This window comes from Hydrogenivirga sp. (assembly GCF_056450045.1).
On sequence record NZ_JBWONM010000208.1, the window covers coordinates 1 to 19660 of the forward strand.

At 49.9% G+C, this 19660-nt stretch carries 24 protein-coding genes; 13 read left to right on the forward strand and 11 right to left on the reverse strand.

Going from position 1 to position 19660, the window contains the following annotated elements; all coding sequences use genetic code 11:
* The 4 genes from AC1HCM_RS08480 to AC1HCM_RS08495 form a co-directional block, all read right to left on the reverse strand.
* Nucleotides 1-166, reverse strand: a 166-nt coding sequence (locus AC1HCM_RS08480; RefSeq protein ID WP_479461360.1) for a hypothetical protein, incomplete at its 3' end; no start/stop codon positions are given.
* A gap of 15 nt (nt 167-181) precedes the next feature.
* Entirely contained in the window at nt 182-478 is a 297-nt protein-coding gene (locus AC1HCM_RS08485; protein ID WP_479461337.1) for a 4a-hydroxytetrahydrobiopterin dehydratase, read from the reverse strand.
* 30 nt (nt 479-508) lie between these two features.
* Nucleotides 509-1462, reverse strand: a complete 954-nt coding sequence (cysM, locus tag AC1HCM_RS08490) for a cysteine synthase B (protein ID WP_479461338.1) — start codon at nt 1460-1462, stop codon at nt 509-511.
* 8 nt (nt 1463-1470) lie between these two features.
* On the reverse strand, nt 1471-2322 hold the full coding sequence (locus AC1HCM_RS08495; protein ID WP_479461339.1) for a family 1 encapsulin nanocompartment shell protein: 852 nt from the start codon (nt 2320-2322) through the stop codon (nt 1471-1473).
* Between the two features lie 57 nt (nt 2323-2379).
* Between AC1HCM_RS08495 and AC1HCM_RS08500 the strand changes: the two genes are divergently transcribed.
* On the forward strand, nt 2380-3279 hold the full coding sequence (locus AC1HCM_RS08500; RefSeq protein WP_479461340.1) for an MBL fold metallo-hydrolase: 900 nt from the start codon (nt 2380-2382) through the stop codon (nt 3277-3279).
* 92 nt (nt 3280-3371) lie between these two features.
* Entirely contained in the window at nt 3372-3845 is a 474-nt protein-coding gene (locus tag AC1HCM_RS08505; protein ID WP_479461341.1) for a c-type cytochrome, read from the forward strand.
* On the opposite strand, the gene fba is transcribed toward AC1HCM_RS08505, so the two are convergent.
* Complete coding sequence (gene fba, locus AC1HCM_RS08510) at nt 3834-4760, reverse strand: class II fructose-1,6-bisphosphate aldolase (protein ID WP_479461342.1); 927 nt, start codon at nt 4758-4760, stop codon at nt 3834-3836. The genes AC1HCM_RS08505 and fba overlap by 12 nt on opposite strands.
* Before the next feature lie 76 nt (nt 4761-4836).
* On the opposite strand from fba, the gene AC1HCM_RS08515 reads away from it, so the two are divergent.
* Genes AC1HCM_RS08515 through AC1HCM_RS08525 form a run of 3 tightly spaced genes read left to right on the forward strand, consistent with a single transcriptional unit; the run spans nt 4837 to nt 7247 of the window.
* On the forward strand, nt 4837-5517 hold the full coding sequence (locus tag AC1HCM_RS08515) for a c-type cytochrome (protein WP_479461343.1): 681 nt from the start codon (nt 4837-4839) through the stop codon (nt 5515-5517).
* A gap of 15 nt (nt 5518-5532) precedes the next feature.
* Nucleotides 5533-6936, forward strand: coding sequence for a cbb3-type cytochrome c oxidase subunit I (locus AC1HCM_RS08520; RefSeq protein WP_479461344.1), 1404 nt, complete (start codon nt 5533-5535; stop codon nt 6934-6936).
* Nucleotides 6936-7247 (forward strand): hypothetical protein, encoded by a 312-nt coding sequence (locus AC1HCM_RS08525; RefSeq protein WP_479461345.1) that lies wholly within the window; start codon nt 6936-6938, stop codon nt 7245-7247. The genes AC1HCM_RS08520 and AC1HCM_RS08525 overlap by 1 nt, the downstream gene beginning before the upstream one ends.
* On the opposite strand, the gene pstB is transcribed toward AC1HCM_RS08525, so the two are convergent.
* Nucleotides 7244-8014: a phosphate ABC transporter ATP-binding protein PstB gene (gene pstB / locus AC1HCM_RS08530; RefSeq protein WP_479461346.1), complete on the reverse strand. Its 771-nt coding sequence runs from the start codon at nt 8012-8014 to the stop codon at nt 7244-7246. The two genes, AC1HCM_RS08525 and pstB, sit on opposite strands and share 4 nt — an antisense overlap.
* 33 nt (nt 8015-8047) lie before the next feature.
* Here pstB and AC1HCM_RS08535 point away from each other — a divergent pair, with 33 nt between their 5' ends.
* The 3 genes from AC1HCM_RS08535 to AC1HCM_RS08545 are packed head-to-tail and all read left to right on the forward strand — an operon-like array spanning nt 8048 to nt 11284.
* On the forward strand, nt 8048-9550 hold the full coding sequence (locus AC1HCM_RS08535; RefSeq protein ID WP_479461347.1) for an ArnT family glycosyltransferase: 1503 nt from the start codon (nt 8048-8050) through the stop codon (nt 9548-9550).
* Between the two features lie 17 nt (nt 9551-9567).
* Nucleotides 9568-10032: an NADH-quinone oxidoreductase subunit NuoE gene (gene nuoE / locus AC1HCM_RS08540; RefSeq protein WP_479461348.1), complete on the forward strand. Its 465-nt coding sequence runs from the start codon at nt 9568-9570 to the stop codon at nt 10030-10032.
* Nucleotides 10007-11284, forward strand: coding sequence for a complex I 51 kDa subunit family protein (locus tag AC1HCM_RS08545; protein ID WP_479461349.1), 1278 nt, complete (start codon nt 10007-10009; stop codon nt 11282-11284). Before nuoE ends, AC1HCM_RS08545 begins: the two co-directional genes overlap by 26 nt.
* Here the strand turns inward: AC1HCM_RS08545 and AC1HCM_RS08550 are convergent.
* Nucleotides 11277-11768, reverse strand: a complete 492-nt coding sequence (locus tag AC1HCM_RS08550) for a DUF2391 family protein (protein WP_479461350.1) — start codon at nt 11766-11768, stop codon at nt 11277-11279. The two genes, AC1HCM_RS08545 and AC1HCM_RS08550, sit on opposite strands and share 8 nt — an antisense overlap.
* 24 nt (nt 11769-11792) lie before the next feature.
* On the opposite strand from AC1HCM_RS08550, the gene AC1HCM_RS08555 reads away from it, so the two are divergent.
* From AC1HCM_RS08555 to AC1HCM_RS08570, 4 genes are read left to right on the forward strand one after another with little or no spacing between them, the layout of a single operon-like run.
* Entirely contained in the window at nt 11793-12221 is a 429-nt protein-coding gene (locus AC1HCM_RS08555) for a phosphatidylglycerophosphatase A family protein (RefSeq protein ID WP_479461351.1), read from the forward strand.
* Between the two features lie 8 nt (nt 12222-12229).
* A complete protein-coding gene (locus AC1HCM_RS08560; RefSeq protein WP_479461352.1) occupies nt 12230-13066 on the forward strand; it encodes an MqnA/MqnD/SBP family protein in 837 nt (278 codons plus the stop codon).
* A 20-nt stretch (nt 13067-13086) separates the two neighbouring features.
* On the forward strand, nt 13087-14175 hold the full coding sequence (locus AC1HCM_RS08565; RefSeq protein ID WP_479461353.1) for a hypothetical protein: 1089 nt from the start codon (nt 13087-13089) through the stop codon (nt 14173-14175).
* Nucleotides 14172-15038: a DNA adenine methylase gene (locus AC1HCM_RS08570; RefSeq protein ID WP_479461354.1), complete on the forward strand. Its 867-nt coding sequence runs from the start codon at nt 14172-14174 to the stop codon at nt 15036-15038. The genes AC1HCM_RS08565 and AC1HCM_RS08570 overlap by 4 nt, the downstream gene beginning before the upstream one ends.
* Here AC1HCM_RS08570 and mrdA read toward each other — a convergent pair.
* Genes mrdA through AC1HCM_RS08590 form a run of 4 tightly spaced genes read right to left on the reverse strand, consistent with a single transcriptional unit; the run spans nt 15035 to nt 19075 of the window.
* The gene (gene mrdA, locus AC1HCM_RS08575) at nt 15035-16807 is read right to left on the reverse strand and encodes a penicillin-binding protein 2 (RefSeq protein WP_479461355.1); all 1773 of its coding nucleotides are present in this window, start codon (nt 16805-16807) and stop codon (nt 15035-15037) included. The genes AC1HCM_RS08570 and mrdA overlap by 4 nt on opposite strands.
* Nucleotides 16804-17253 (reverse strand): rod shape-determining protein MreD, encoded by a 450-nt coding sequence (mreD, locus tag AC1HCM_RS08580; RefSeq protein ID WP_479461356.1) that lies wholly within the window; start codon nt 17251-17253, stop codon nt 16804-16806. Before mreD ends, mrdA begins: the two co-directional genes overlap by 4 nt.
* Nucleotides 17250-18053, reverse strand: coding sequence for a rod shape-determining protein MreC (locus tag AC1HCM_RS08585; protein ID WP_479461357.1), 804 nt, complete (start codon nt 18051-18053; stop codon nt 17250-17252). Before AC1HCM_RS08585 ends, mreD begins: the two co-directional genes overlap by 4 nt.
* Nucleotides 18050-19075: a rod shape-determining protein gene (locus AC1HCM_RS08590; protein WP_479461358.1), complete on the reverse strand. Its 1026-nt coding sequence runs from the start codon at nt 19073-19075 to the stop codon at nt 18050-18052. The genes AC1HCM_RS08585 and AC1HCM_RS08590 overlap by 4 nt, the downstream gene beginning before the upstream one ends.
* 35 nt (nt 19076-19110) lie before the next feature.
* Here AC1HCM_RS08590 and AC1HCM_RS08595 point away from each other — a divergent pair.
* Nucleotides 19111-19660 (forward strand): HD domain-containing protein (locus AC1HCM_RS08595; RefSeq protein WP_479461359.1); only part of this gene is annotated, 550 nt, incomplete at its 3' end.

A 19660-nucleotide genomic window follows, 5' to 3' on the forward strand; every position in this document is an offset into this window, starting at 1 on the left:
AGTAGGGTTCAAGCTCTCTGAGTCTTCCAAGCTCCCTGAGTCTGTTGCAGACCTCTCCCTCTGGCTCAGGAAGGCACTTTGAACAGGGGAGTCCTTTAGAGAGCCTTTCATCGCTTATAGCTCCCCCACAGTTGGGACACCCCCTCTCTATGATAAGCAGGCTCATGGGAAAATTATAGCTTTAGTGCTCAAGGATGCGGGCTACGATGTCCTCTATCTCCCCTGCAAGCTTGAAGTCTCTCTCGGTGAGACCGCCGGCTTCATGGGTGGTGAGCTTTACCTTCACTCTCTTAAAGCCCACCTCAAGGTCCGGATGGTGCCAGTGGGCTTCCGCCAAGGAAGCTATCGCATTGACCACAAAGATAGTGGTCTTCCAATTCTTCGTCTGAAACTCCCTGACTATGGAGTCTCCTTCAAGGGACCAGCCCTTCAGCTCTGACAGCCTCCTGTCTATATCCGAAGGATTCAATCTCTCCATCGCCAAACCTCCCTCTTAAAGATAGCTCCTTTACTCAAAGAGGGCTGTGGTAAGGTACTTCTCCCCTCCATCGGGGAATACCGTAACTATTACAGCCTTCTCACCCCTCTCGGTTAGCTCCCTTGCCAGCTTAATGCATGCCCAGAGGGCTGCTCCCGAAGACTGTCCAACGAAAACAGCCTCCTCTCTTGCAAGCCTCCTCGCCCACTCGTAGGCGTCCTCTGTTTCAACGAATATCGTCCTGTCAAGGAAGTTCTCGTCAAAGATACCCGGCTTTATTGAGCTCTCTATATGTTTTAGCCCCTCTATTCCGTGGAAGGGGTAGGCTGGCTGAACTCCTATCACCTGAATGTCTTGGTTGTAAACCTTTAGCCTCCTTCCCGTTCCCATAACAGTTCCGCCCGTTCCAATTCCGGCAACGAAGTGGGTTATCCTCCCCTCCGTCTGGTTCCATATCTCTATGCCGGTTGAGTAGAAGTGAGCCTTCCAGTTGGCTGGGTTGTTGTACTGGTCAAGGTAAACGTATCTATCGGGCTCCTTCTCAACGAGCTCCCTCACGAAGAGGATAGCCCCATCGGTTCCCTCAAGGGGGTCTGTGAGATAGACCTTGGCTCCGTACGCCTTTATTATCTTCTTCCTCTCCTCGCTCACGTTTGCGGGCATGGCAAGCTCAACAGGAATACCGAGGGCTGCTCCCACCATGGCGAGGGCGATACCCGTATTTCCTGAGGTAGCGTCAATCACAACTTTCCCCTTCTCTATCCTCCCCTCCTCAAGGGCGCTGAGGAACATGGACAGGGCGGGTCTGTCCTTGACCGAGCCTCCGGGGTTAAATCCCTCAAGCTTTGCGTATATCTCAACCTCAGGGGAAAGGTCCTTGGGGAGAACCTTATTGAGCCTCAGGAGGGGTGTGTTGCCCACAAAGTTGAGGATAGAGTTCCTTGATTTTCGGTAAGGCTCATCGTGCTGTCCAAGAACCCACATCTATCTCTTTACTTTCCCTTGCCTATGACGAGGATTGAGCCTGGTCTCTTTATCCTCAGGGCTATCATCTCAAGCACCCTGAAGACGTGGTTCATGTTTGTGGATTCCACGTAGGCAACGGATACGTCCTGAGCTATGACGAGGTCAAAGTTCTGAGGTCCGGCAGAGACAAGGAGGGCTCTGTTCTCAGGCATTATGGGTGTCTGGAAGACATCGGTAACCACCTTCTTTATCTGCTCAATCTCCAAGAGACCTGTGTTGTCGTGCATCCTGTTGAGGAGGAAGTAGAGCTTTGGGTTCACGATAAGGTAGTAGTTCCCGTAAAAGCCTTGCTGGACGAGCTTGGATATTCCCTCTATGACATCGGTGAAGGCGTTTCCCACCTGAGACCAGTCGCTCATTGACATGGTGTTTATACCCTCTGCGGTCATAAGTCCCTCAAGACCCAGGTTCTTGTTCCCTAAGAGTATGAGCGTGTCCTCTGCGACTGCGGTTGCAACGGCTGCAGCGACAGCATTTGAGGTGTCTATAGGCATGTTGAACTGTCTGTAGTACTCCAAGTCCCTCCAGGATATGACGAAGTCCTTATAGATGGTTGGTATGGGTATGTGCTTCCTCACACCCGTTCTCACGGGCTCACAGCTTTCATACTCCTGCCCCGGCTTTATCTCGCAGACTCCGGGCTCCATACCGTATATAACGTCGTAGGAGACCATCTGATGCCCGGGACCTATAGGTCCCATAACGGGAACGAACCTCCTGCAGACGAGGGTGTCCTTGGCGACTTTTATTACAGCCTCGTCTATCTGGTTCCACTCTTCCGCCGTTAAGGGTGCTTCCTCTCTTCCTAAGAAGTCCATCTCTTACCCCCTTGAGGTGTTTAAGTTAATTATATTATGCGATGGAGGGTAGATAAGATGGGAAAGCTTGTAGTCATGATTTTTTTCTTTCTCTCATTTGCCTTTCCTATGGAGCTGAAGAAGGTATCAGAGAACATATACATGGCTAAAGGCGGGTATGGACTGCCCTCAAAGGAAAACAGAGGTTTTATATCAAACGCCTACGGCGTACTGACGAAGGAAGGCTGGGTCGTTATAGATACGCTCTCAACTCCCGAGCTTGCGAGGGAGTTCATTTCAGAGCTAAAGAAGGTAAAGGATTCTCCAATACTCTACGTTATAGTCACCCACTACCACATGGACCACTGGTTTGGCATAGCACCCTATAAGGAGGAGGGAGCTAAGTTCATAGCCCACAGGAACCTGAAGGAGTTCTACGAGGACGGAAGTGCGGACATGGTTCTTGAAGGTGCGAGGAAGGTTTTTGGCGTCTTTGATGGGGTCAAGCTCCTTCCACCCGATGTTGTTGTTGACAGCAGGGTGAAGCTCAGGATAGGCGGGAACACCTTTGAGATAATACCTATGACCCCAGCCCACACAAACACGGACCTCGTCATCAGGTTCGGGGACACCCTCTTTGTGGGAGACCTCGTGGCTTACAGGAGGATACCCTTCCTTGGGGACAGGAACGTCTCTACAAAGGGCTGGCTTGAGGTCTTGGAAAGGCTTGAGAAGATGAGATTCGGCAGGATACTTGCTGGTCACGGAGAGCCTATGGGGAGGGAGGCTATAAAGTGGACGAGGGAGTACATAAGCTTTTTAAGGAAGAAGGTCAGGGAGCTAAAGGACGAGGGGCTATTTATAGACGAGATAAGGGAAAAGCTAAAGGACACACCCTACAAAGGTCTTCCTATGTACGAGGAGTTTCATCTCAGGAACGTTTACAGCCTCTTCAACGAGCTTGACATGGAGCTTTGAGAGGATTACTTGATTTACTCCTCAATTTACCATAGATTAGTTTATATGAATATTCTAAATCTCTTATCGGGGGATGAGTCATGAGGCTCCTTTTGATTCTTCTCATTCCGGCTTTTCTTCTTGCAGGCTCTGGAAACGCTGACCCGGAGGTCCTGAAGAGGGGCTACAGGGTGTATCAGGAGAACTGTTCAATCTGCCACACAGAAAAGGCTACGCTGTGGGAGTTTTTGAAGGCAAGGCTCAATGTCCTTAGCGGACGAAGACCTGAGAACATAGACGCTCCACCCATGAACCTTGTATCAGCAAGGATAAAGGAGTTCTACCCCAACGAGCTTGAGTTCGTTGAGTTCGTTAAAGACTACATAACCCACCCTTCAAAGAAGAAGGGAGTATGCCAGCCTGCAGCCTACGCCTTCTTTGGAACTATGCCTCCGATAGGTCAGGGTATGGACGAAGAGGACAAGGAAGCGGTTGCCCTCTGGCTTTACTACAGATACAGCGACATATGGCACGATGTCTTCAAGAGGGTAAAGGAGCTCCAGAAGAGGGTCCAGTCAGAAAAGTGAAGCCATGCCAGAGCTTCCGTAGAGCCTTATCCTCCTCTTGACCACCTCCTTGACCTCCTCCATAGCAGGCTTTAAGAACTTCCTGGGGTCTATGTTCTTTCTCTCCTCCGAGATGAGCCTCCTCAGGGTGGCAACGAAGGCAAGCCTGAGGTCTGTATCCGTATTCACCTTGTTTATGCCAAGCTCAATAGCCCTTCTGAGCTCCTCATCGGGGACTCCTTTAGCACCAACAACCTCACCGCCGTAGCGGTTTATCTCCGCAACATACTCGTAATAAACGCCGGAGGCTCCATGGAGAACAAGGGGCATGTTGGTCAGCTCCTTCACCTTCCTGAGCCTATCGTAGTCCAGCTTAGCCTCTCCCCTGAACTTGAAAGCTCCGTGGGCAGTCCCGATTGCCGGGGCGAGGGAGTCTATGCCAGTCCTGAGGGCGAACTCCTTAGCCTGCTGGGGGTCAACGAGGAGCTCCTCTTCACTCTCAACGTTGTCCTCAACACCCACGAGTCTTCCCAGCTCAGCCTCAACGGCGATGTTCAGAGGTGCGCATATAGATACGACCCTTCGGGTCGTGCTTAGGTTCTCCTCGTAAGGTCTGTCGGAGAGGTCTATCATCACCGAGGTGTAACCGTGCCTGACCGCTTCAAGGACGGTGGAGACCTTTCTCCCGTGGTCAAGATGAAGGGCAAAGGGTACTCTGTAGCTGTCCTTTATCGCGTGGACCATTCCAGCAAGGTAATCAATTCCAGCGTATTTTATTGCGCTCTCCGTTGTCTGGACTATAACTGGAGCCTCTTCTTCCTCAGCCGCATCAAGGATAGCCCTGAGGAACTCCATATCGTTGAAGTTGAAGGCTCCCACAGCAAAGCCCATCTCGTTAGCCTTCTCAAGCAGGAGCTTGCCGGAAACAAGGGGCATGCTCCTATTTTACCCCTAAAATTCTCCTTGACATTGGCGAGTAAGTGATTACTTTTTTAGGAAAGGAGGGATGGCCATGAGCTTCGGATGGCTTGAAGTCGTTGTAGCGGCGTTATTCCTCATCTTGGTCGGAGGTACGATCCTCACAAGGGGAAGGAGCTGGCTTGAACCGGTCTTCTGGAAGCGCTTCGCCATAGTGGGCTCCATAGTGATGTTCATATTCCTATGGATACTGACCTTTGACACCCTGAGCAAGACCTCAATAGGCACCTCAAGGGTTCCAGACCCCACGGTGATAAACAAGAAGATAGGCTACGAGATGGACGCTGAGCGTGGACACTTCGTCCCAGTTATCCTCGGTGATGAGCCCCTCTTCGGGAAGGTTTACAGCGAGGAGGAAGCGAAAAAGCTCCTTGTAAAGGGAAAGCTCGTAATCCAGAGCAGGAACTGCATGGACTGCCATACCCTTTTGGGAAACGGAGCCTACTACGCACCTGACCTTACAAAGGCTTGGCTTGACCCCAAGTGGGAGAAGATAATGATACCCATGACCGGCTCCAAGACCAAGGAGGAGGCTATGGTCAAGTTTCTCATGCATCCTGACAAGTACGCCACCTGGACGAGAAGGATGCCAAACCTTCACATCAGCGAGGATGAGGCTAAGGCTGTGGTTGCCTACCTGAAGTGGATGTCTGCCATAGACACAAACGGCTTCCCCGACCACTTCGGCCACTCTAAGCTCGTTAAGCTTGATTAAAAGGGAGGTTTAGATATGAGCAAGCTCTACGAGAGTCAGAAGATAGCCATCCTGTACTTTACGGTGGCCATCGTGCTCTTCGGTGCCCAGCTCCTGTTCGGGCTGATAGCAGCCTACCAGTACATTCATCCCGAGTTTCTCTATGAAATCATGCCCTTCTCAATAACACGTATGCTCCACATAAACGCGATGGTCGTCTGGCTGATAATGGGCTTCATAGGAGGTATATACTGGCTCCTTCCTTCCGAAACAGGCAGGGACGTGGTAGGAGCAAAGATAGGGAAGCTCGCCTGGTTCCTGCTTACAGCAGCGGTTGGAGTTGTGGTTTTAGTTTACATATTCAAACAGATAGGCAAGGGAGACTTCTTCACCCTCTGGTTCATAACCGAGGGAAGGGAGTACATTGAGGCTCCTCGCTGGGCAGACCTGGGAATAGTTGCGGTGATGCTGATGATCTACTTCAACGTTGTTGCAACCGTGCTAAAGGCGGGGAGGATAACTGGACTCCTCGGTGTCCTGATGATAGATATGCTCGCCCTCGCTGGGCTTTACATAGCTGGCATGTTCTTCACCCCCAACATAACCCATGACCAGTACTGGTGGTGGTGGGTCGTTCACCTCTGGGTTGAGGCTACCTGGGAGGTCCTCGTCGGTGTCCTTATGGGCTATGCCCTGATGACCGTTCTGGGAACGCCAAGGAGGATAATAGAGGGATGGCTTTACCTTGAGGTCCTCCTCGTTTTCGGAACGGGGATACTCGGTCTCGGACATCACTACTACTGGATAGGGACTCCCGAGTACTGGCTCGGTATAGGCGGGTTCTTCTCATCTCTTGAGCCCATACCTCTCGTTGCGATGATAGTCCACGCTGTCTACGATGCGGGTGTTCACAAGCTCCAGACGGTGAACAGACCGGCCCTTTTCTGGATATTCCTTCAGGCTTTTGGAAACTTCTTCGGTGCGGGTGTTTGGGGCTTTATGCACACCCTGCCCCAGATAAATCTCTACTCCCACGGAACCCAGATGGCTGCTTCCCACGGACACCTCGCTTTCTTTGGAGCCTACGTCGCAACTAACGTAGCCCTTCTCTACATAATTCTCCAGCATGTGAGGGCTCCAGAGGGTCCCATACTTGACAGCAAAGCCTGGAAGATAGCCTACATAGGGATGATAGTCTCAATGGTCGGTATGGTGGGCGCACTCCTCGTTGCGGGCTTTGCTCAGACATTCTTTGAGAGAGCTGTTGGAGGAGCTACCTGGCAGGACTACATAACAGCCCAGATGCACCCCTGGGTAAGCATACCTTTCCTGTGGAGGCTCGGCTTTGGTGTGATATTCTTCCTCTCTTACTTTGTGCTCGTTTACGATATCCTTACCATAGGTAAGAAGGCTACTGCTGTGGAGGTGAAACCCGCATGATGAGTCCTTACGAAGTGGTGGCGGTTCTCGCCGCCGGCTTCTTTTATATACTCTGTGCCGGGCTTTACGCCCTAACCTACACCTACGGCAGGATGAGGGAGGATGAGAGGTTCAAGCTCGGCTCCTTTGTATTCATGGGCATCATGCTCTACTGTGCCTATGTAATGATTGATAGTCCTATATTCAGCACCTTCTGGAAGGGTCTTCTCACCTTTGCCACCTTGGCTTACATACTCATACCCCACGGTATGTGGTGGGTTGTAGTTAGGGTGCACAGGACCGAGGAAGAGGAGAGACAGAGAGCCCTTTAACCGAACCTGCCGGTTATGTAGTCCTCGGTCAGCTTATTGTCGGGCTTCGTGAATATCTTCTCGGTAGGTCCGAACTCAACAAGCTCGCCCATGAAGAGGAAGGCTGTATAGTCGGATATCCTCGCCGCCTGCTGCATGTTGTGGGTAACTATCACTATCGTGAGCCTCTTCTTCAGCTCAACGACGAGCTCCTCTATCTTTGATGTGGATATGGGGTCAAGGGCTGAGGTGGGTTCGTCAAAGAGGAGAACCTCCGGCTCGGGAGCTATAGCCCTGGCTATACATAGCCTCTGTTGCTGACCGCCGGAGAGGGAGTAGGCGTTTTCGTTGAGCCTGTCCCTGACCTCGTCCCAAAGGGCTGCAGCTCTAAGAGCTTCCTCAACCTTCTCATCAAGTATGCTCTTCTTCTTTATGCCCTTCAGCTTGAGACCGTAGGCAACGTTCTCGTAGATTGATTTGGGGAAGGGATTGGGCTTTTGGAAGACCATGCCTATCCTCATCCTGATGAGTATTGGGTCCACGTCCCTGCCGACTATGTTTATGCCCTCGGGGTAGAGTATCACCTCGCCCTCGTACCTGTTCCCGGGGTAGAGGTCGTGCATCCTGTTGAAGCTCCTCAGAAGGGTGGTCTTGCCACACCCGGAGGGTCCTATTATCGCTGTTACCCTGTTCTCATATACATCCAGGTTTATGTCCTTGAGGGCGTGGTTCTGCCCGTAGTAGAAGTTGAAGTTCCTTACCTCAATCTTTCGGGATGAGTTGTTCATCTCCTCTCGCTATACTATTTTAGCACCTGGACGATGGGCAGATATCTTATCTTGGCTGGAATTCTCTTCCTTTACTTCTACAATCTGGGATTGAATCAGGTCTGGCAGCCCAACGAGGCTTTCTATGCAGACGCCTCAAAGAACATGCTCAAGACGGGGGACTTTCTTACTCCGGTGTTCAATGGGGAGATAAGGCTAAACAAACCGCCCCTGACTTACTGGCTAACAGCCCTGAGCTTCTACCTATTCGGTTTAAACGAGTTTGCCCTTCGGTTCTTTCAGGCTCTCCTCGGTCTTGGCACTGGAGTAGTAACCTACTTCCTCGCAAAGAAACTATCCGGTGAGAGGGCAGCCCTTTACTCCTTCTTAGCCCTGACACTCTCTTTCCAGTTCATAGCCAACTCCCGCTACACATCCCCAGAGGTCCTTCTCTGTTTCTTCACGAGCCTGAGCCTATATCTGTGGTTCTTAAGCTACCAAAAGGGAAGCCGCCCCCTCTTCTTCCTCGCCCTCAGCTCCTCGGCGCTGGCTGTTCTCACAAAGGGACCGGTCGGCTTCCTGATGCCCGCCGGAGTGATATTCATCTACCTCCTCCTGACAGACAGAAGGGAGCTCCTCTCCCCCAAGTACTATCTGGGAACTCTTTACGTGGCTCTCGCTGGAGGCTGGTGGTTCCTATACCAGTACGTTGTCAACAGGGAAGCCTTCCTTGAGGTCTTCCTAAAGGAGAACCTTAGGAGGATTTACGCCCTTCAGAAGGACCCCTTTTACTTTTATGTCCTTGATATAAACGTTTCTTTTCTTCCCTTCTCCTTTATCTTCTACTTGTCCCTCCTGTGGGCGCTGAAGAGGAGCAGGCGAGAGCTCCTCTTCCCCATCGTGTGGTTCTTTACGGTCTTTGTAACTTTCTCACTCGTTAAGATGAAGATACCCGTTTACATAATGCCGGCTTTCCCAGCTATGGCGGTGATAACGGGTTCCTTCCTGAGCTCGGGAGAGTGGAAGAGAGCACTGATCCCCTCATCTATCTTCCTTTCGCTCCTCATGATGGCTGGTGTATGGGTGGGAGCATTTCTGCTCGGCTTCAACCCTATATTCCTGACGCTCTCCACACTCATAGCCATCCTTCCTCTTTTAAAGAGGGATTTTCCCCTCGCCCCAGCCTTCGCCGGCTTTGGACTGCTTCTGTACCTCTCGGGTGCTTTACTCCCAAGAGTTGAGGAGTACAGACCCTACAGGGATATAGGAAAGACTATAAAGGAGCTTGACCCAAGGGAGGAGCTCCCAACCTACGAGGTCGGCGCCTTCCATTACAGCCTTCCCTTCTATGCCGACAGGGTCGTTCTCAGAAACAGGCACCCCTCCCAGATAAAGCCCCCAGCTGTTGTGCTTGTAAAGGAGGGTCTTATGGAGTGTGAGCCTATCAGGAGGTGGAGGCTGTACAAGGGTTCGGAGTCAAGGTTCTTTAAGTTCCTCAGGGACATAAAGAGGAACAGGAACTTCTATGATTTTGAGCTTTGCATTTTGGACAGGTGAAGTTAAAATCTATAACCATGTTTGAGCAGGAACTGATGGAGAAGCTCAACAGACACATAAACTACTTCCCACGGAAAGAGCAGTCTATACTCCTTTGCCTCCATGCGATACAGGACCACTATGGCTACATACCTCAGGAGAGCCTTAGACCTTTAGCGGAGCTCCTTGGACTCCCCCTAAACCACGTTGAACAGGTGGTCGCCTTCTACGATATGTTTGACAGGGAGACTCCAGCCAAGCACAGGATAAGGGTGTGTGTGAGCGTTGTGTGCCACTTCATGGGAAAGAGGGAGCTCCTGAGCGCCCTTGAGAAGCTGCTTAAGATAAAGCCGGGTGAGGTTACCCCCGATGGACGCTTTAAGATAGTCCCGGTTCAGTGCCTTGGAGCCTGCTCGGAGGCTCCCATATTCATGGTTGATGAGGACACCTACAAATTTGAAGGAGAGGAGAAGCTAAATGAGGTCCTATCCCGCTATACCTGAGATATACGCAGAGACTACCTTGAATATGCTCCTCAAGAGGGCTAAGAAGCCCAGGGTTCACTCCATTGAGGAGTACCTCAGAGACGGAGGTTATCAGGCTCTTGAGAAGGCTCTTAACATGCCCCCCGAAGAGATAATAGACTGGGTTGAGAAGAGCACCCTGAGGGGAAGGGGAGGAGCAGGATTTCCAACGGGAACCAAGTGGAAGTTTGCGGTCCAGAACCCGGCTCCAAGGTACTTCATCTGCAACGCCGATGAGTCCGAACCCGGAACCTTCAAGGACAGGATACTCATGGAGAGGGACCCCCACCTGCTGTTGGAGGGGATTATCATCTCCTCTTACGCCATAGGTGCCAATCAGGCTTTCATATACATAAGGGGTGAGTATCCAGCGGCTTACTATATCCTGCTGGATGCGATAGAAGAGGCTAAGGAGAAAGGATTCTTGGGAAAGAACATCCTCGGCTCTGGCTTTGACCTTGAGATATACGTGGCGAGGGGTGCGGGTGCTTACATATGCGGTGAGGAGACAGCCCTAATAGAGTCCTTGGAAGGTAAGAGGGGACACCCAAGGCTAAAACCCCCCTATCCCGTTCAGGTAGGTCTCTTTGGAAGACCTACGGTGGTCAACAACGTGGAGACCATATGTAACATACCTTTCATAATAAGCATGGGATGGGAGGAGTACAGGTACATAGGTCCCAGCGATTACGCCGGTCCCAAGCTCTTTCCCGTCAGCGGGAAGGTTAAGAAACCCGGCGTCTATGAGCTTCCCATGAACACGACCCTCAGAGAGGTCATATTCAAGTACGGCGGTGGAACGATTGGAAACAGGAAGGTTAAGGCGGTCTTTTCGGGAGCTCTGGACTGCTTCTCGGGAGAGGAGCTTGATATGCCCATGGACTACTCGCCCTTTGGCTTCGGTGGTACCGGGACGGTGATGGTCCTGACAGAGGATGATGACATAGTTGAAGCCTGCCTTCAGGTGGCGAAGTTTTACGAACACGAGACCTGCGGTCAGTGTACGCCCTGCAGGGTCGGCTGTCATGAACAGGCAGTTCTCTTGGAGAGGATATACAGACAGGAGGCTACCGAAAAGGACTGGGAAGGCTTTGTCTTCATAAACAGGTACATACAGCCAACCTCAATTTGCGGTCTCGGAGCGGTAGCGGGCAGACTCATAAAGCAGGCTATGGAGAAGTTCCCCGAAGAGTTTGAGAGGTACAGGAAGAAGCTCGCAAAGGCTATCTGATCATATCAACACCGAGACTTCCCACTATTGAGAAGACCGTAACGAGAACAGAGGTCTTAAGGAACCACTCCCAGTTGTCAAGGAAGTTGGGATACACACCGAGTATATAGAGCGTAGCGCTGGAAACCGTCAGGGCTATCAGAAAGCTCGTTATCAACCTAAGAGGCAAAAAGCCTGCCACATCCTGAACCTCCCACCTCTGGAGTCGCGAGTGTTTTATGAAGAAGTAAACAATTCCGAGGGCACCGAGCATAATCAGGAGAACCCTCCAGAGCGAGAGCTTGCTTGAAACCTCCCATATCTCCTCCGTCATTGATATCGGGAAGGCTACTATCAGCGCCCCTATGCACTCCTGAATGAAATCATCAAAGCCGAACCTGTCGGGCTTTTGGGACGCTCTTATCTCCGACCTGACGCTTTCAACATCCCTTCTCAGGTCTCCCAGGCTCTCCTCAATCCTCTTTAACCTTTCCTTCTCCTCCATCGCTGAGTTATTATAAGTGCTCTGATGCTTCACGAGTTTATAGCAACAGGCTTCTACGTAGGTAGGTTACCCGCTCCTGGAACCGTCGGCACCCTTTGGGGAGTACCTATCGTTTACCTCGTCTCTTTCAACCCATGGACAACTCTCACAGCTACAGTACTCATATTTCTCGTGGGTTTAATAACCTCTAACGAGGTGATAAAGATAACAGGAGACAGCGATCCAGAAGAGGTGGTGATAGATGAGGTCGCCGGTTACGTTGCCTGCTTCCTCTTTGTGGAGCCGAGCCTGAAGACATACCTCTTAGCCTTTCTCCTCTTCAGGGTAATTGATATATACAAGCCCTTTCCAGTGAACCTCTTTGAGAGGATACCCGGTGCTTGGGGTGTCATGCTTGACGATGTTGTCGCTGGCGTTATAACTTCCCTTATACTCTTCCTGCTGTTAAAATAATCCTTCCTATGAAGATAAGGATAGCCCACAGCCCGGATTCAGACGATGCCTTCATGTTCTATCCCCTCGTCAGGGGCGAGATAGATACGGAAGGTTTTGAGATTGAGCACGTTCTTGCGGACATAGAGACCCTCAACAGAGAGGCTCTGAAAGGGACCTACGAGGTCTCAGCCATCTCCTTTCATGCATACCCCTACGTTGCGGACAAGTATCTCGTCCTTCCCAGCGGTGGGAGCGTCGGTGAGGGCTACGGACCTGTTGTGGTAGCAAGGGAACCCTTGGGTAGTTTGAAGGGTAGAAAGATAGCCGTTCCGGGCACACTGACCACTGCCTTCCTTACCCTCAAACTCTACGAGCCCGATTTTCAAGAGGTGGTAGTCCCTTTTGACCAGATAATCGGAGAGGTTGAGAGCGGTAAGGTTGACGCAGGCTTGGTAATACATGAGGGACAGCTCACCTACCCAGACCACGGGCTTGTAAAGATAGTGGACCTGGGAGAGTGGTGGAAGGAGAAGTACGACCTTCCCTTACCCCTCGGCTGTAACATAGTCAGGAAAGACCTTGGGAAGGAAACCATAAAGAAGATAGAGAGGTTGATGAGGAAGAGCATTGAGTACTCCCTGAGGGAGAGGGATAGGGCTCTGTCCTACGCCATAGACTACGCCAGAGACCTCCAGGAGGATAGGGAGAGAACGGACAGATTCGTGGGGATGTACGTAAACCACAGAACGGTTGACTACGGACCCGATGGAAGGGAGGCTGTCAGACTCCTTCTGAGACTTGGAAGGGAGAGAGGAATAATAAAGACCGATATCCCAGGGGTTATATTTTCGGATGAAACTTGAGCTGTACAATACTATTTCCGATGGAACTGTTTGGAGTAATAGAGAACCTTCAGTATAAGAAGGTAATAGAAACCCCCCTTAAAGAGTTTGCCTTCTCTAACTTTTCGGATATTGATGTTAACTCTCTTCCTCCAGCGTGTATAGTTAGAGATAAAAACATATCCTTTGCTCTGTGCTGGTGGCGTTCTCCCAAAAGGTCAAGAAGTTACCCTTATGCAAGGGTTTACGATATACTTTTTAAGGGAACAACAAAATCTGTTGCTGTTATACCTCTGGTAAAAGATGAAGGCATAGGGGGAGATAGGGACTACCTACAGTGGGATACGGTATCACTGATGAGTCTTTTGAACGTGTATGTGGTACCTGCTTACTACTGCGAAGCCCGCAAGAAGAGTGATAAAAAGATAGAAGCCCAAAAATTTGATACTGACTATGTTCGGAGAAAATTAGAAGAGCTTAGAAGCTATCAAGCTTCTGCACTCCATTGGAACATAAAGGAATTATCTAAAGAGAACCTTTCACAGCTCATAGATAAAGTTATAGAATGCTACAAAAAAATAGAGATTCAGACAGGCGTTGAGCTACACTCAGAGGCAGGACTTCTGAAGTTCAAGGCAAAGATAGAAGAAGGTATCCGAGAGTTTATAAACTTTTCACGGGATAAAGCTAAGGATGCCCAGAAAAGAGAAAGGAAAACAGTACAGCCTAAAGAACAGGTAACCCCAGGTGCAAAAGCAAGCATAACTATAAAAAACTATTTGGGTGGATTATACTTTCTTACAATAGACGAGATTAAAATGGATAAAGACCTTGTATACCTAATCGAGAGCAAGCATTCAAATAAATCTGTAGTTCCAAAGCAGGGAGATATAAAGGATGGACTTATTAAGATGATACTCCTTACAAACATAAGCAGCCTTTATTTAAATGGAAGACAAGTAAACTTTAAACCAATACTTAAGCTGACTTCCAATAGGCTACCTAAAAAGGCAACAAATATAAACAGCCTTTTGCCAAAGCTAAGCAAAAGGGCAGGGAAATTTTTAAAGCAGTTAACTAAAGAAGCAAAAGAAAACAAGTTTGACATATGGTTGGAGGGCGTCTTATGATAAAGAGTCCCCTGCGGTATCCTGGAGGTAAATCTAAAGCCTTAAGCTTTATAGTTAAGTTTTTCCCACCAGATTTTAAGGAGTTGAGGGAACCTATGATGGGAGGTGCTTCTATAACCTTTTACTGGGCTCAAAAAAAGCCTGAGGCTATATTTAGAGCAGGAGACATAAACTATGACCTTTACTGCTTTTGGAAAGAGCTAAAATATAATAAAGACGGGCTTATAAAAGAAATTAAAAACATAAAAGCAACCTATAAAGATGGTCGCAAGCTGTTCGAAGATATAATCTCCAGAAGAGAAGATAATCTAGACGATTTCCAAAGAGCCGTAGATTTTTTTGTCTTGAATAGGATTACCTTTTCCGGAACTGTTGATTGTGGAGGTTATTCAGAGCAAGCATTTAGGAAAAGGTTTACTTGGAGCTCCATAGATAGGTTAGAGAAAGCCCACGAGGTGATTAAAAAAGTGGAACTTTTCTATGGAGATTATCAAGAACTAATAGATATGAAAGGGGAAGATGTACTCATATTTTTAGATCCTCCTTATTACTCTGCTAAAAAGTCAAGGTTATATGGTAAGAAGGGGGATCTACATTTAGAGTTTGACCACGTTAGGCTATTTGAGGCTGTTAAACGTTGCAAGCATAGGGTTCTGATAACATACGATAATTCCGATTATATAAAACAACTATATGAAGGTTTTTATATTGTGGAGTGGAAACTCAGCTATGGTATGACGAATTACGGTAAAAAGACCGTTAGAAAGGGAGAAGAGCTTTTGATAGCCAACTTCCCTATAAGAGAGAAGCTGGAAAGATTAACAGGAACCCTTTTCCAAAAAGTAGTAAGCTACAGAGCTTAAATCTCCCGGTTGAGTCCTTCAATGTATATCCTCTCCATGATCTTCCTGGCTATCGGTGCGGCCACCTTACCCCCCGATTCTCCGTGTTCAACGAGGACTCCTATAACGAAGAGCGGGTCCCTATAGGGGGCAAAACCTACAAACCAGGCATGGTCTCTGAGCTTCCAGGGTAGTTTCCTCTCCTTCTTCTTTCCCCTCTTTATGTAGGCAACCTGGGCGGTACCCGTCTTGCCGGCTATATCAACTATCCTTGAGAAAGCCCGTGCCCCTGTTCCCCTCTTTACAGCCTCCCTCAGACCTCTCCTGATTATCGCAAAGTACTCCTGCCTTCCCTTTATAACCTTCCACACCTTCCTCCTGTTCTTCCATACCGTTTTACCCGAAGGGTCCTTTATCTCCCTGACTAAAGTTGGTCTGTATATGACTCCGTTGTTAACTATGCCCATCATCATGAGGGTTTGCTCCATCAGGGTGGAGAGCATGTACCCCTGACCGATGCTCAGGTTTACCGTATCGCCGTCGTACCAGGGCTCACCGAACCTCCTCCTCTTCCATTCAGGGCTGGGCAGGAAGCCTCTCTTTACGGGTATCTCTAAGGGTATGCCCTCGCCGTAGCCGAACTTCCTCACATACCGCAGTATCAAGGAAGGACCGAGCTCGTAGCCGTAGGTATAAAAGTAAACGTCACAGCTCTCCTGAAGAGCCTTCACCAGATCCACCGGACCATGCCCGTATATGTTCCAGCAGTAGAACCTCCTGTTCCCGAGGTAAAAGCTCCCAGTGCAGAGGACCTTCTCCCAAGGTGAGGCGGTCTTTGTCTCCATGAAGGCATAGGATATAGGAACTTTCAAGACCGAGGCTGGTGGGTACCTTCCGCTCGTTGCCCTGTTGAACATGGGCTTGAGCTTATTCTTGCTTATTTTATTCCACTCACTGTAGACCCTGTTTGGGTCGTATCCGGGAAAGCTCGCGAGGGCTAAAACCTCCCCAGTCTTGGCGTTCATAAGAACAACAGCACCCGCAACCTGACCTGATTCGTTGAAGATGTCTTCAACGATACGCTGAATCCTCATATCTATGGTGAGGACGAGGCTCTTCCCTTTTACCGGCTCCTTCCTGTGGAGCGTTTTAACTACCTTGCCGAGGGCGTTTATCATAACCTCCTCCCTTCCAAGCTCTCCCAGCAGGACCTCATCCATGCTCCTCTCTATACCTGCCTTTCCCACGTAGCTCTCTGAGGCAACCCTGCTACCAAACTTCCTCAGCTCTCTCTGGGTTGGGTATCCAACGTAGCCTATTACGTGGCAGAGCCTCTTGCCGTTTGGATAGACCCTGCCGGGAACCACCTCAACAAAAACCCCCGGCAGGCGGTAGGAGTTGGAGTAGAAGCTTTCAAGCTCTTCCTGTGTGAGGTTCTCCTTTATCCTTATGGGTTCTATCCCCTCTCCCCTCTTCTCTATAACCTTTCTCAGCTCAATGCCGAAGACCTCCCTCAGGGAACTCTCTAACTTCTTGAGGTCTTCCTTGCTGAGCCTCCTGTAGTCAAGGCTGAGAACGTACCTCGGTTCATCGTAGGCTAGCTTGTTGCCGTTCCTGTCGTATATATCACCCCTCGGCGGGTAAAGGACCCTCACCCTCAGGTAGTTCCTCTTAGAAAGCTCCCTATACCTCTTTCCCCTGAGCACCTGCACCTGAAAGAGCCTGCTCAGTATGAGCAGGAAGACCCCAACGAGAAGGCTAAAAAGGAGGATAAAGCCCCGCCTGTTCATTCCTTCTTTCTAATGTACAGGAAGTAGAGCAGGAGAAGCAGGGCTACCTCTAAAGCCCAGGAGAAGAGGAAGGTGCCCAAGGAAAGCTCAAAGGAGAACTTAGCCCTCATCATAAAATAGGCGAGGCTCTTCTTTAGCAGTAGCAGGAGGGAGGAGGGGAGGATATAGGTCAGGGCTGTCCTGAACAGCAGCCTTTCCTGGAGCAGTAGGAAGAGGTAAACGGAGAGAACCTCGGTGGTAAGGTGAAGCCCAACCGTATCGGTCATAAGGTCAAGGAAGGTCCCCCCGGCGATAGCCCACAGGAGGGCATCCCTGCCGAGGAGATATGCCCTCGCCAAGAGAACTATGAGGAGGAGGTCTGGTGCTATGAAGCCTGGTCTGAAGAGGGTCTGCAAGAGAGCAACTTCAAGCAAAAGCGATAAGAGGAAGACCAGCGTGTACCTCAACGTCCCCTCCTTATAACGAACACATACTCCTCAGTCCGGGGGTCAACGGAGGGTTTAACTTTGACCTCCTTGAAGAATGGGTCCTTCCCCCTGCTTATCTTCTCTACCTTCCCTATCAGGAAGGGAGGTATCCTCCCCTTTCCATCCACCATATAGACTTCATCCCCCACGGATATCTCATCCTCAACGTTAACGTGAAGTAGGCTCCCTAAGGGGTATCCTCCCCTGTATATGTACCTCTTGAGCTTCTTGCCGGCGACCGCTGAGGCAGAGAACTTCTCGTTAAAGGGAGTTACAACCCTGCTCGTAGAGCCGAGAACTCCTTCAACCACGCCTACAACGTGATCCTCCGTAACCACGAGGTCCCCTTCTCTATAGCCTCTGTCCTTACCTCCCTCAACTATGACGAACAGGTCAAAGCCAGAGGGGTCGTAGTAGATTATCCTGGCTACGCTGTAGCGAAGCTTTCTAAACCTCGGAGGCACCTTCAGCTTCCTGCTCAAGGCTTCAAGCTCAGACATGCAGGCGTTTAGCTCCTTTTCCGTCAGGAGAAGAGAGCTGAGCTTCCTCCTGAGCCTTACGTTCTCCTTCTCGGTATCAACAAAGTACAGGTAGGCTCTCAGCTCCTCTCTGAGCTCAGCGGTTGTGTGCTCCTTAAACTTTATAACAGGCGATACGATCGTATTTACACCCTTGACAACAGCCCTCACGTAGGATAGCCTTGACACTTCCGAAAAGAAGAGAACCGTCCCGAGGAGGACCGCAAGCCAAGAAAGCAGGTGAAATCTCTTTCCAGTCATTCCATAGAAATTCTTCTTATAAGCTCAAGGTTATCAAGTATCTTCCCCACTCCCCTCGCAACAGCTATCAGTGGTTCATCGCAGTAGTGAGCCTTTATGCCCGTCTCAAGCTGTATCCTCTTGTCAAGATTGTGAAGGAGGGAGCCTCCACCAGCCAAGACTATCCCCCTGTCCGCTATGTCAGCTGCGAGCTCTGGCGGAGTCCTCTCAAGGGTAACCCTTATGGCGTTTATTATTGAGTTCACCGTATCCTCAAGCGCCTCCGTTATGTGGTGATTGGTTATCTTTATCGTTCTCGGAAGTCCGGTCATGTCCCTTCCCCTGATCTCCATACTCCTCTCCTCATCCTCCATGACAGCGCTCCCGAGCTCTATCTTTATCCTCTCGGCGGTCTGCTCACCTATGAGTATATGGAACTGCCTCTTGATGTACTGGATTATAGCCTCGTTCATCTCATCACCCGCTATCCTGAGGGAGTTAGATACGACTATACCCGCCAAGGATATGACAGCTATCTCGGTGGTTCCTCCTCCTATATCAACGACCATATTTCCCAGAGGCTCATCAACCGGAAGATCGGCGCCTATTGCAGCTGCCATTGGTTCGGCAACGAGGAACACCTCCCGCGCTCCAGCGCTCTTTGCAGCGTCTATAACAGCCCTCTTCTCAACGGGTGTTATTCCAGTTGGCACACCTATCACAACCCTGGGTTTTGGCTTGAAGAGGGTACTTCCAAGAGCCCTCTTTATAAAGTAGGAGAGCATAACCTGGGTTATCTCAAAGTCGGTAATAACGCCGTCCCTAAGAGGTCTTATCGCCTGAATGTTCTCGGGGGTCTTACCCACCATCTCCTTGGCTTCCTTTCCGACAGCCAAGACCTTTCTCGTTTTAACATCAATCGCCACTATGGAGGGCTCGTACATAACTATCCCCCTGCCCTGCATGAAGACAGCTGTGTTTGCCGTACCCAGGTCAATCCCTATGTTGTTGGATAGAAAGCCGAAAAACTTGTCCAATAACATCTTACCTCCCCTCAAAAGCGCTTATATTTATTCTAATGGCAGTTAAAGAGATCAGGCTTGATGAAATTGTTGATGCATTGCAGGAAAAGTATCCGGAGGATAGTGAGCGCATAAGGAAGGCTTACGAATACATAAACGAGAGGCACAAAGACCAGTTTAGGAAGTCTGGAGAGCCCTACGTAGTTCATCCAGTCAACGTTGCAAAGATACTTGCGGACCTGAACATGGACTCAACAACCGTGGTTGCCGGTCTTCTTCACGATGTCCTTGAGGATACAGAGGCAAGCTACGAGGAGATAGGGGAGCTCTTTGGCGAGGACGTAGCCCAGATAGTTGAGGGTGTTACCAAGATAGGGAAGATAAAGTTCAGGAATCTGAAGGAAGCCCAGGCTGAAAACTTCAGGAAGCTCATACTCGCAACCGCAAAGGATATAAGGGTCGTGATAGTCAAGCTCGCCGACCGCCTACACAACATGAGGACTCTAAATTACCTGAGAAGGGACAAGAGGCTCAGGATAGCTGAGGAAACCCTTGAGGTGTATGCACCCATAGCCCACAGGCTCGGTATATGGGAGCTAAAGAGAG

Coding starts and splice junctions, on each gene's coding strand:
- AC1HCM_RS08485 (WP_479461337.1), bottom strand. CDS start 478: ATGGAGAGATTGAATCCTTCGGATATAGACAGGAGGCTGTCAGAGCTG.
- cysM (WP_479461338.1), bottom strand. CDS start 1,462: ATGTGGGTTCTTGGACAGCACGATGAGCCTTACCGAAAATCAAGGAAC.
- AC1HCM_RS08495 (WP_479461339.1), bottom strand. CDS start 2,322: ATGGACTTCTTAGGAAGAGAGGAAGCACCCTTAACGGCGGAAGAGTGG.
- AC1HCM_RS08500 (WP_479461340.1), top strand. CDS start 2,380: ATGGGAAAGCTTGTAGTCATGATTTTTTTCTTTCTCTCATTTGCCTTT.
- fba (WP_479461342.1), bottom strand. CDS start 4,760: ATGCCCCTTGTTTCCGGCAAGCTCCTGCTTGAGAAGGCTAACGAGATG.
- AC1HCM_RS08515 (WP_479461343.1), top strand. CDS start 4,837: ATGAGCTTCGGATGGCTTGAAGTCGTTGTAGCGGCGTTATTCCTCATC.
- AC1HCM_RS08520 (WP_479461344.1), top strand. CDS start 5,533: ATGAGCAAGCTCTACGAGAGTCAGAAGATAGCCATCCTGTACTTTACG.
- AC1HCM_RS08525 (WP_479461345.1), top strand. CDS start 6,936: ATGAGTCCTTACGAAGTGGTGGCGGTTCTCGCCGCCGGCTTCTTTTAT.
- pstB (WP_479461346.1), bottom strand. CDS start 8,014: ATGAACAACTCATCCCGAAAGATTGAGGTAAGGAACTTCAACTTCTAC.
- AC1HCM_RS08535 (WP_479461347.1), top strand. CDS start 8,048: ATGGGCAGATATCTTATCTTGGCTGGAATTCTCTTCCTTTACTTCTAC.
- nuoE (WP_479461348.1), top strand. CDS start 9,568: ATGTTTGAGCAGGAACTGATGGAGAAGCTCAACAGACACATAAACTAC.
- AC1HCM_RS08545 (WP_479461349.1), top strand. CDS start 10,007: ATGAGGTCCTATCCCGCTATACCTGAGATATACGCAGAGACTACCTTG.
- AC1HCM_RS08550 (WP_479461350.1), bottom strand. CDS start 11,768: ATGGAGGAGAAGGAAAGGTTAAAGAGGATTGAGGAGAGCCTGGGAGAC.
- AC1HCM_RS08555 (WP_479461351.1), top strand. CDS start 11,793: ATGCTTCACGAGTTTATAGCAACAGGCTTCTACGTAGGTAGGTTACCC.
- AC1HCM_RS08560 (WP_479461352.1), top strand. CDS start 12,230: ATGAAGATAAGGATAGCCCACAGCCCGGATTCAGACGATGCCTTCATG.
- AC1HCM_RS08565 (WP_479461353.1), top strand. CDS start 13,087: ATGGAACTGTTTGGAGTAATAGAGAACCTTCAGTATAAGAAGGTAATA.
- AC1HCM_RS08570 (WP_479461354.1), top strand. CDS start 14,172: ATGATAAAGAGTCCCCTGCGGTATCCTGGAGGTAAATCTAAAGCCTTA.
- mrdA (WP_479461355.1), bottom strand. CDS start 16,807: ATGAACAGGCGGGGCTTTATCCTCCTTTTTAGCCTTCTCGTTGGGGTC.
- AC1HCM_RS08585 (WP_479461357.1), bottom strand. CDS start 18,053: ATGACTGGAAAGAGATTTCACCTGCTTTCTTGGCTTGCGGTCCTCCTC.
- AC1HCM_RS08590 (WP_479461358.1), bottom strand. CDS start 19,075: ATGTTATTGGACAAGTTTTTCGGCTTTCTATCCAACAACATAGGGATT.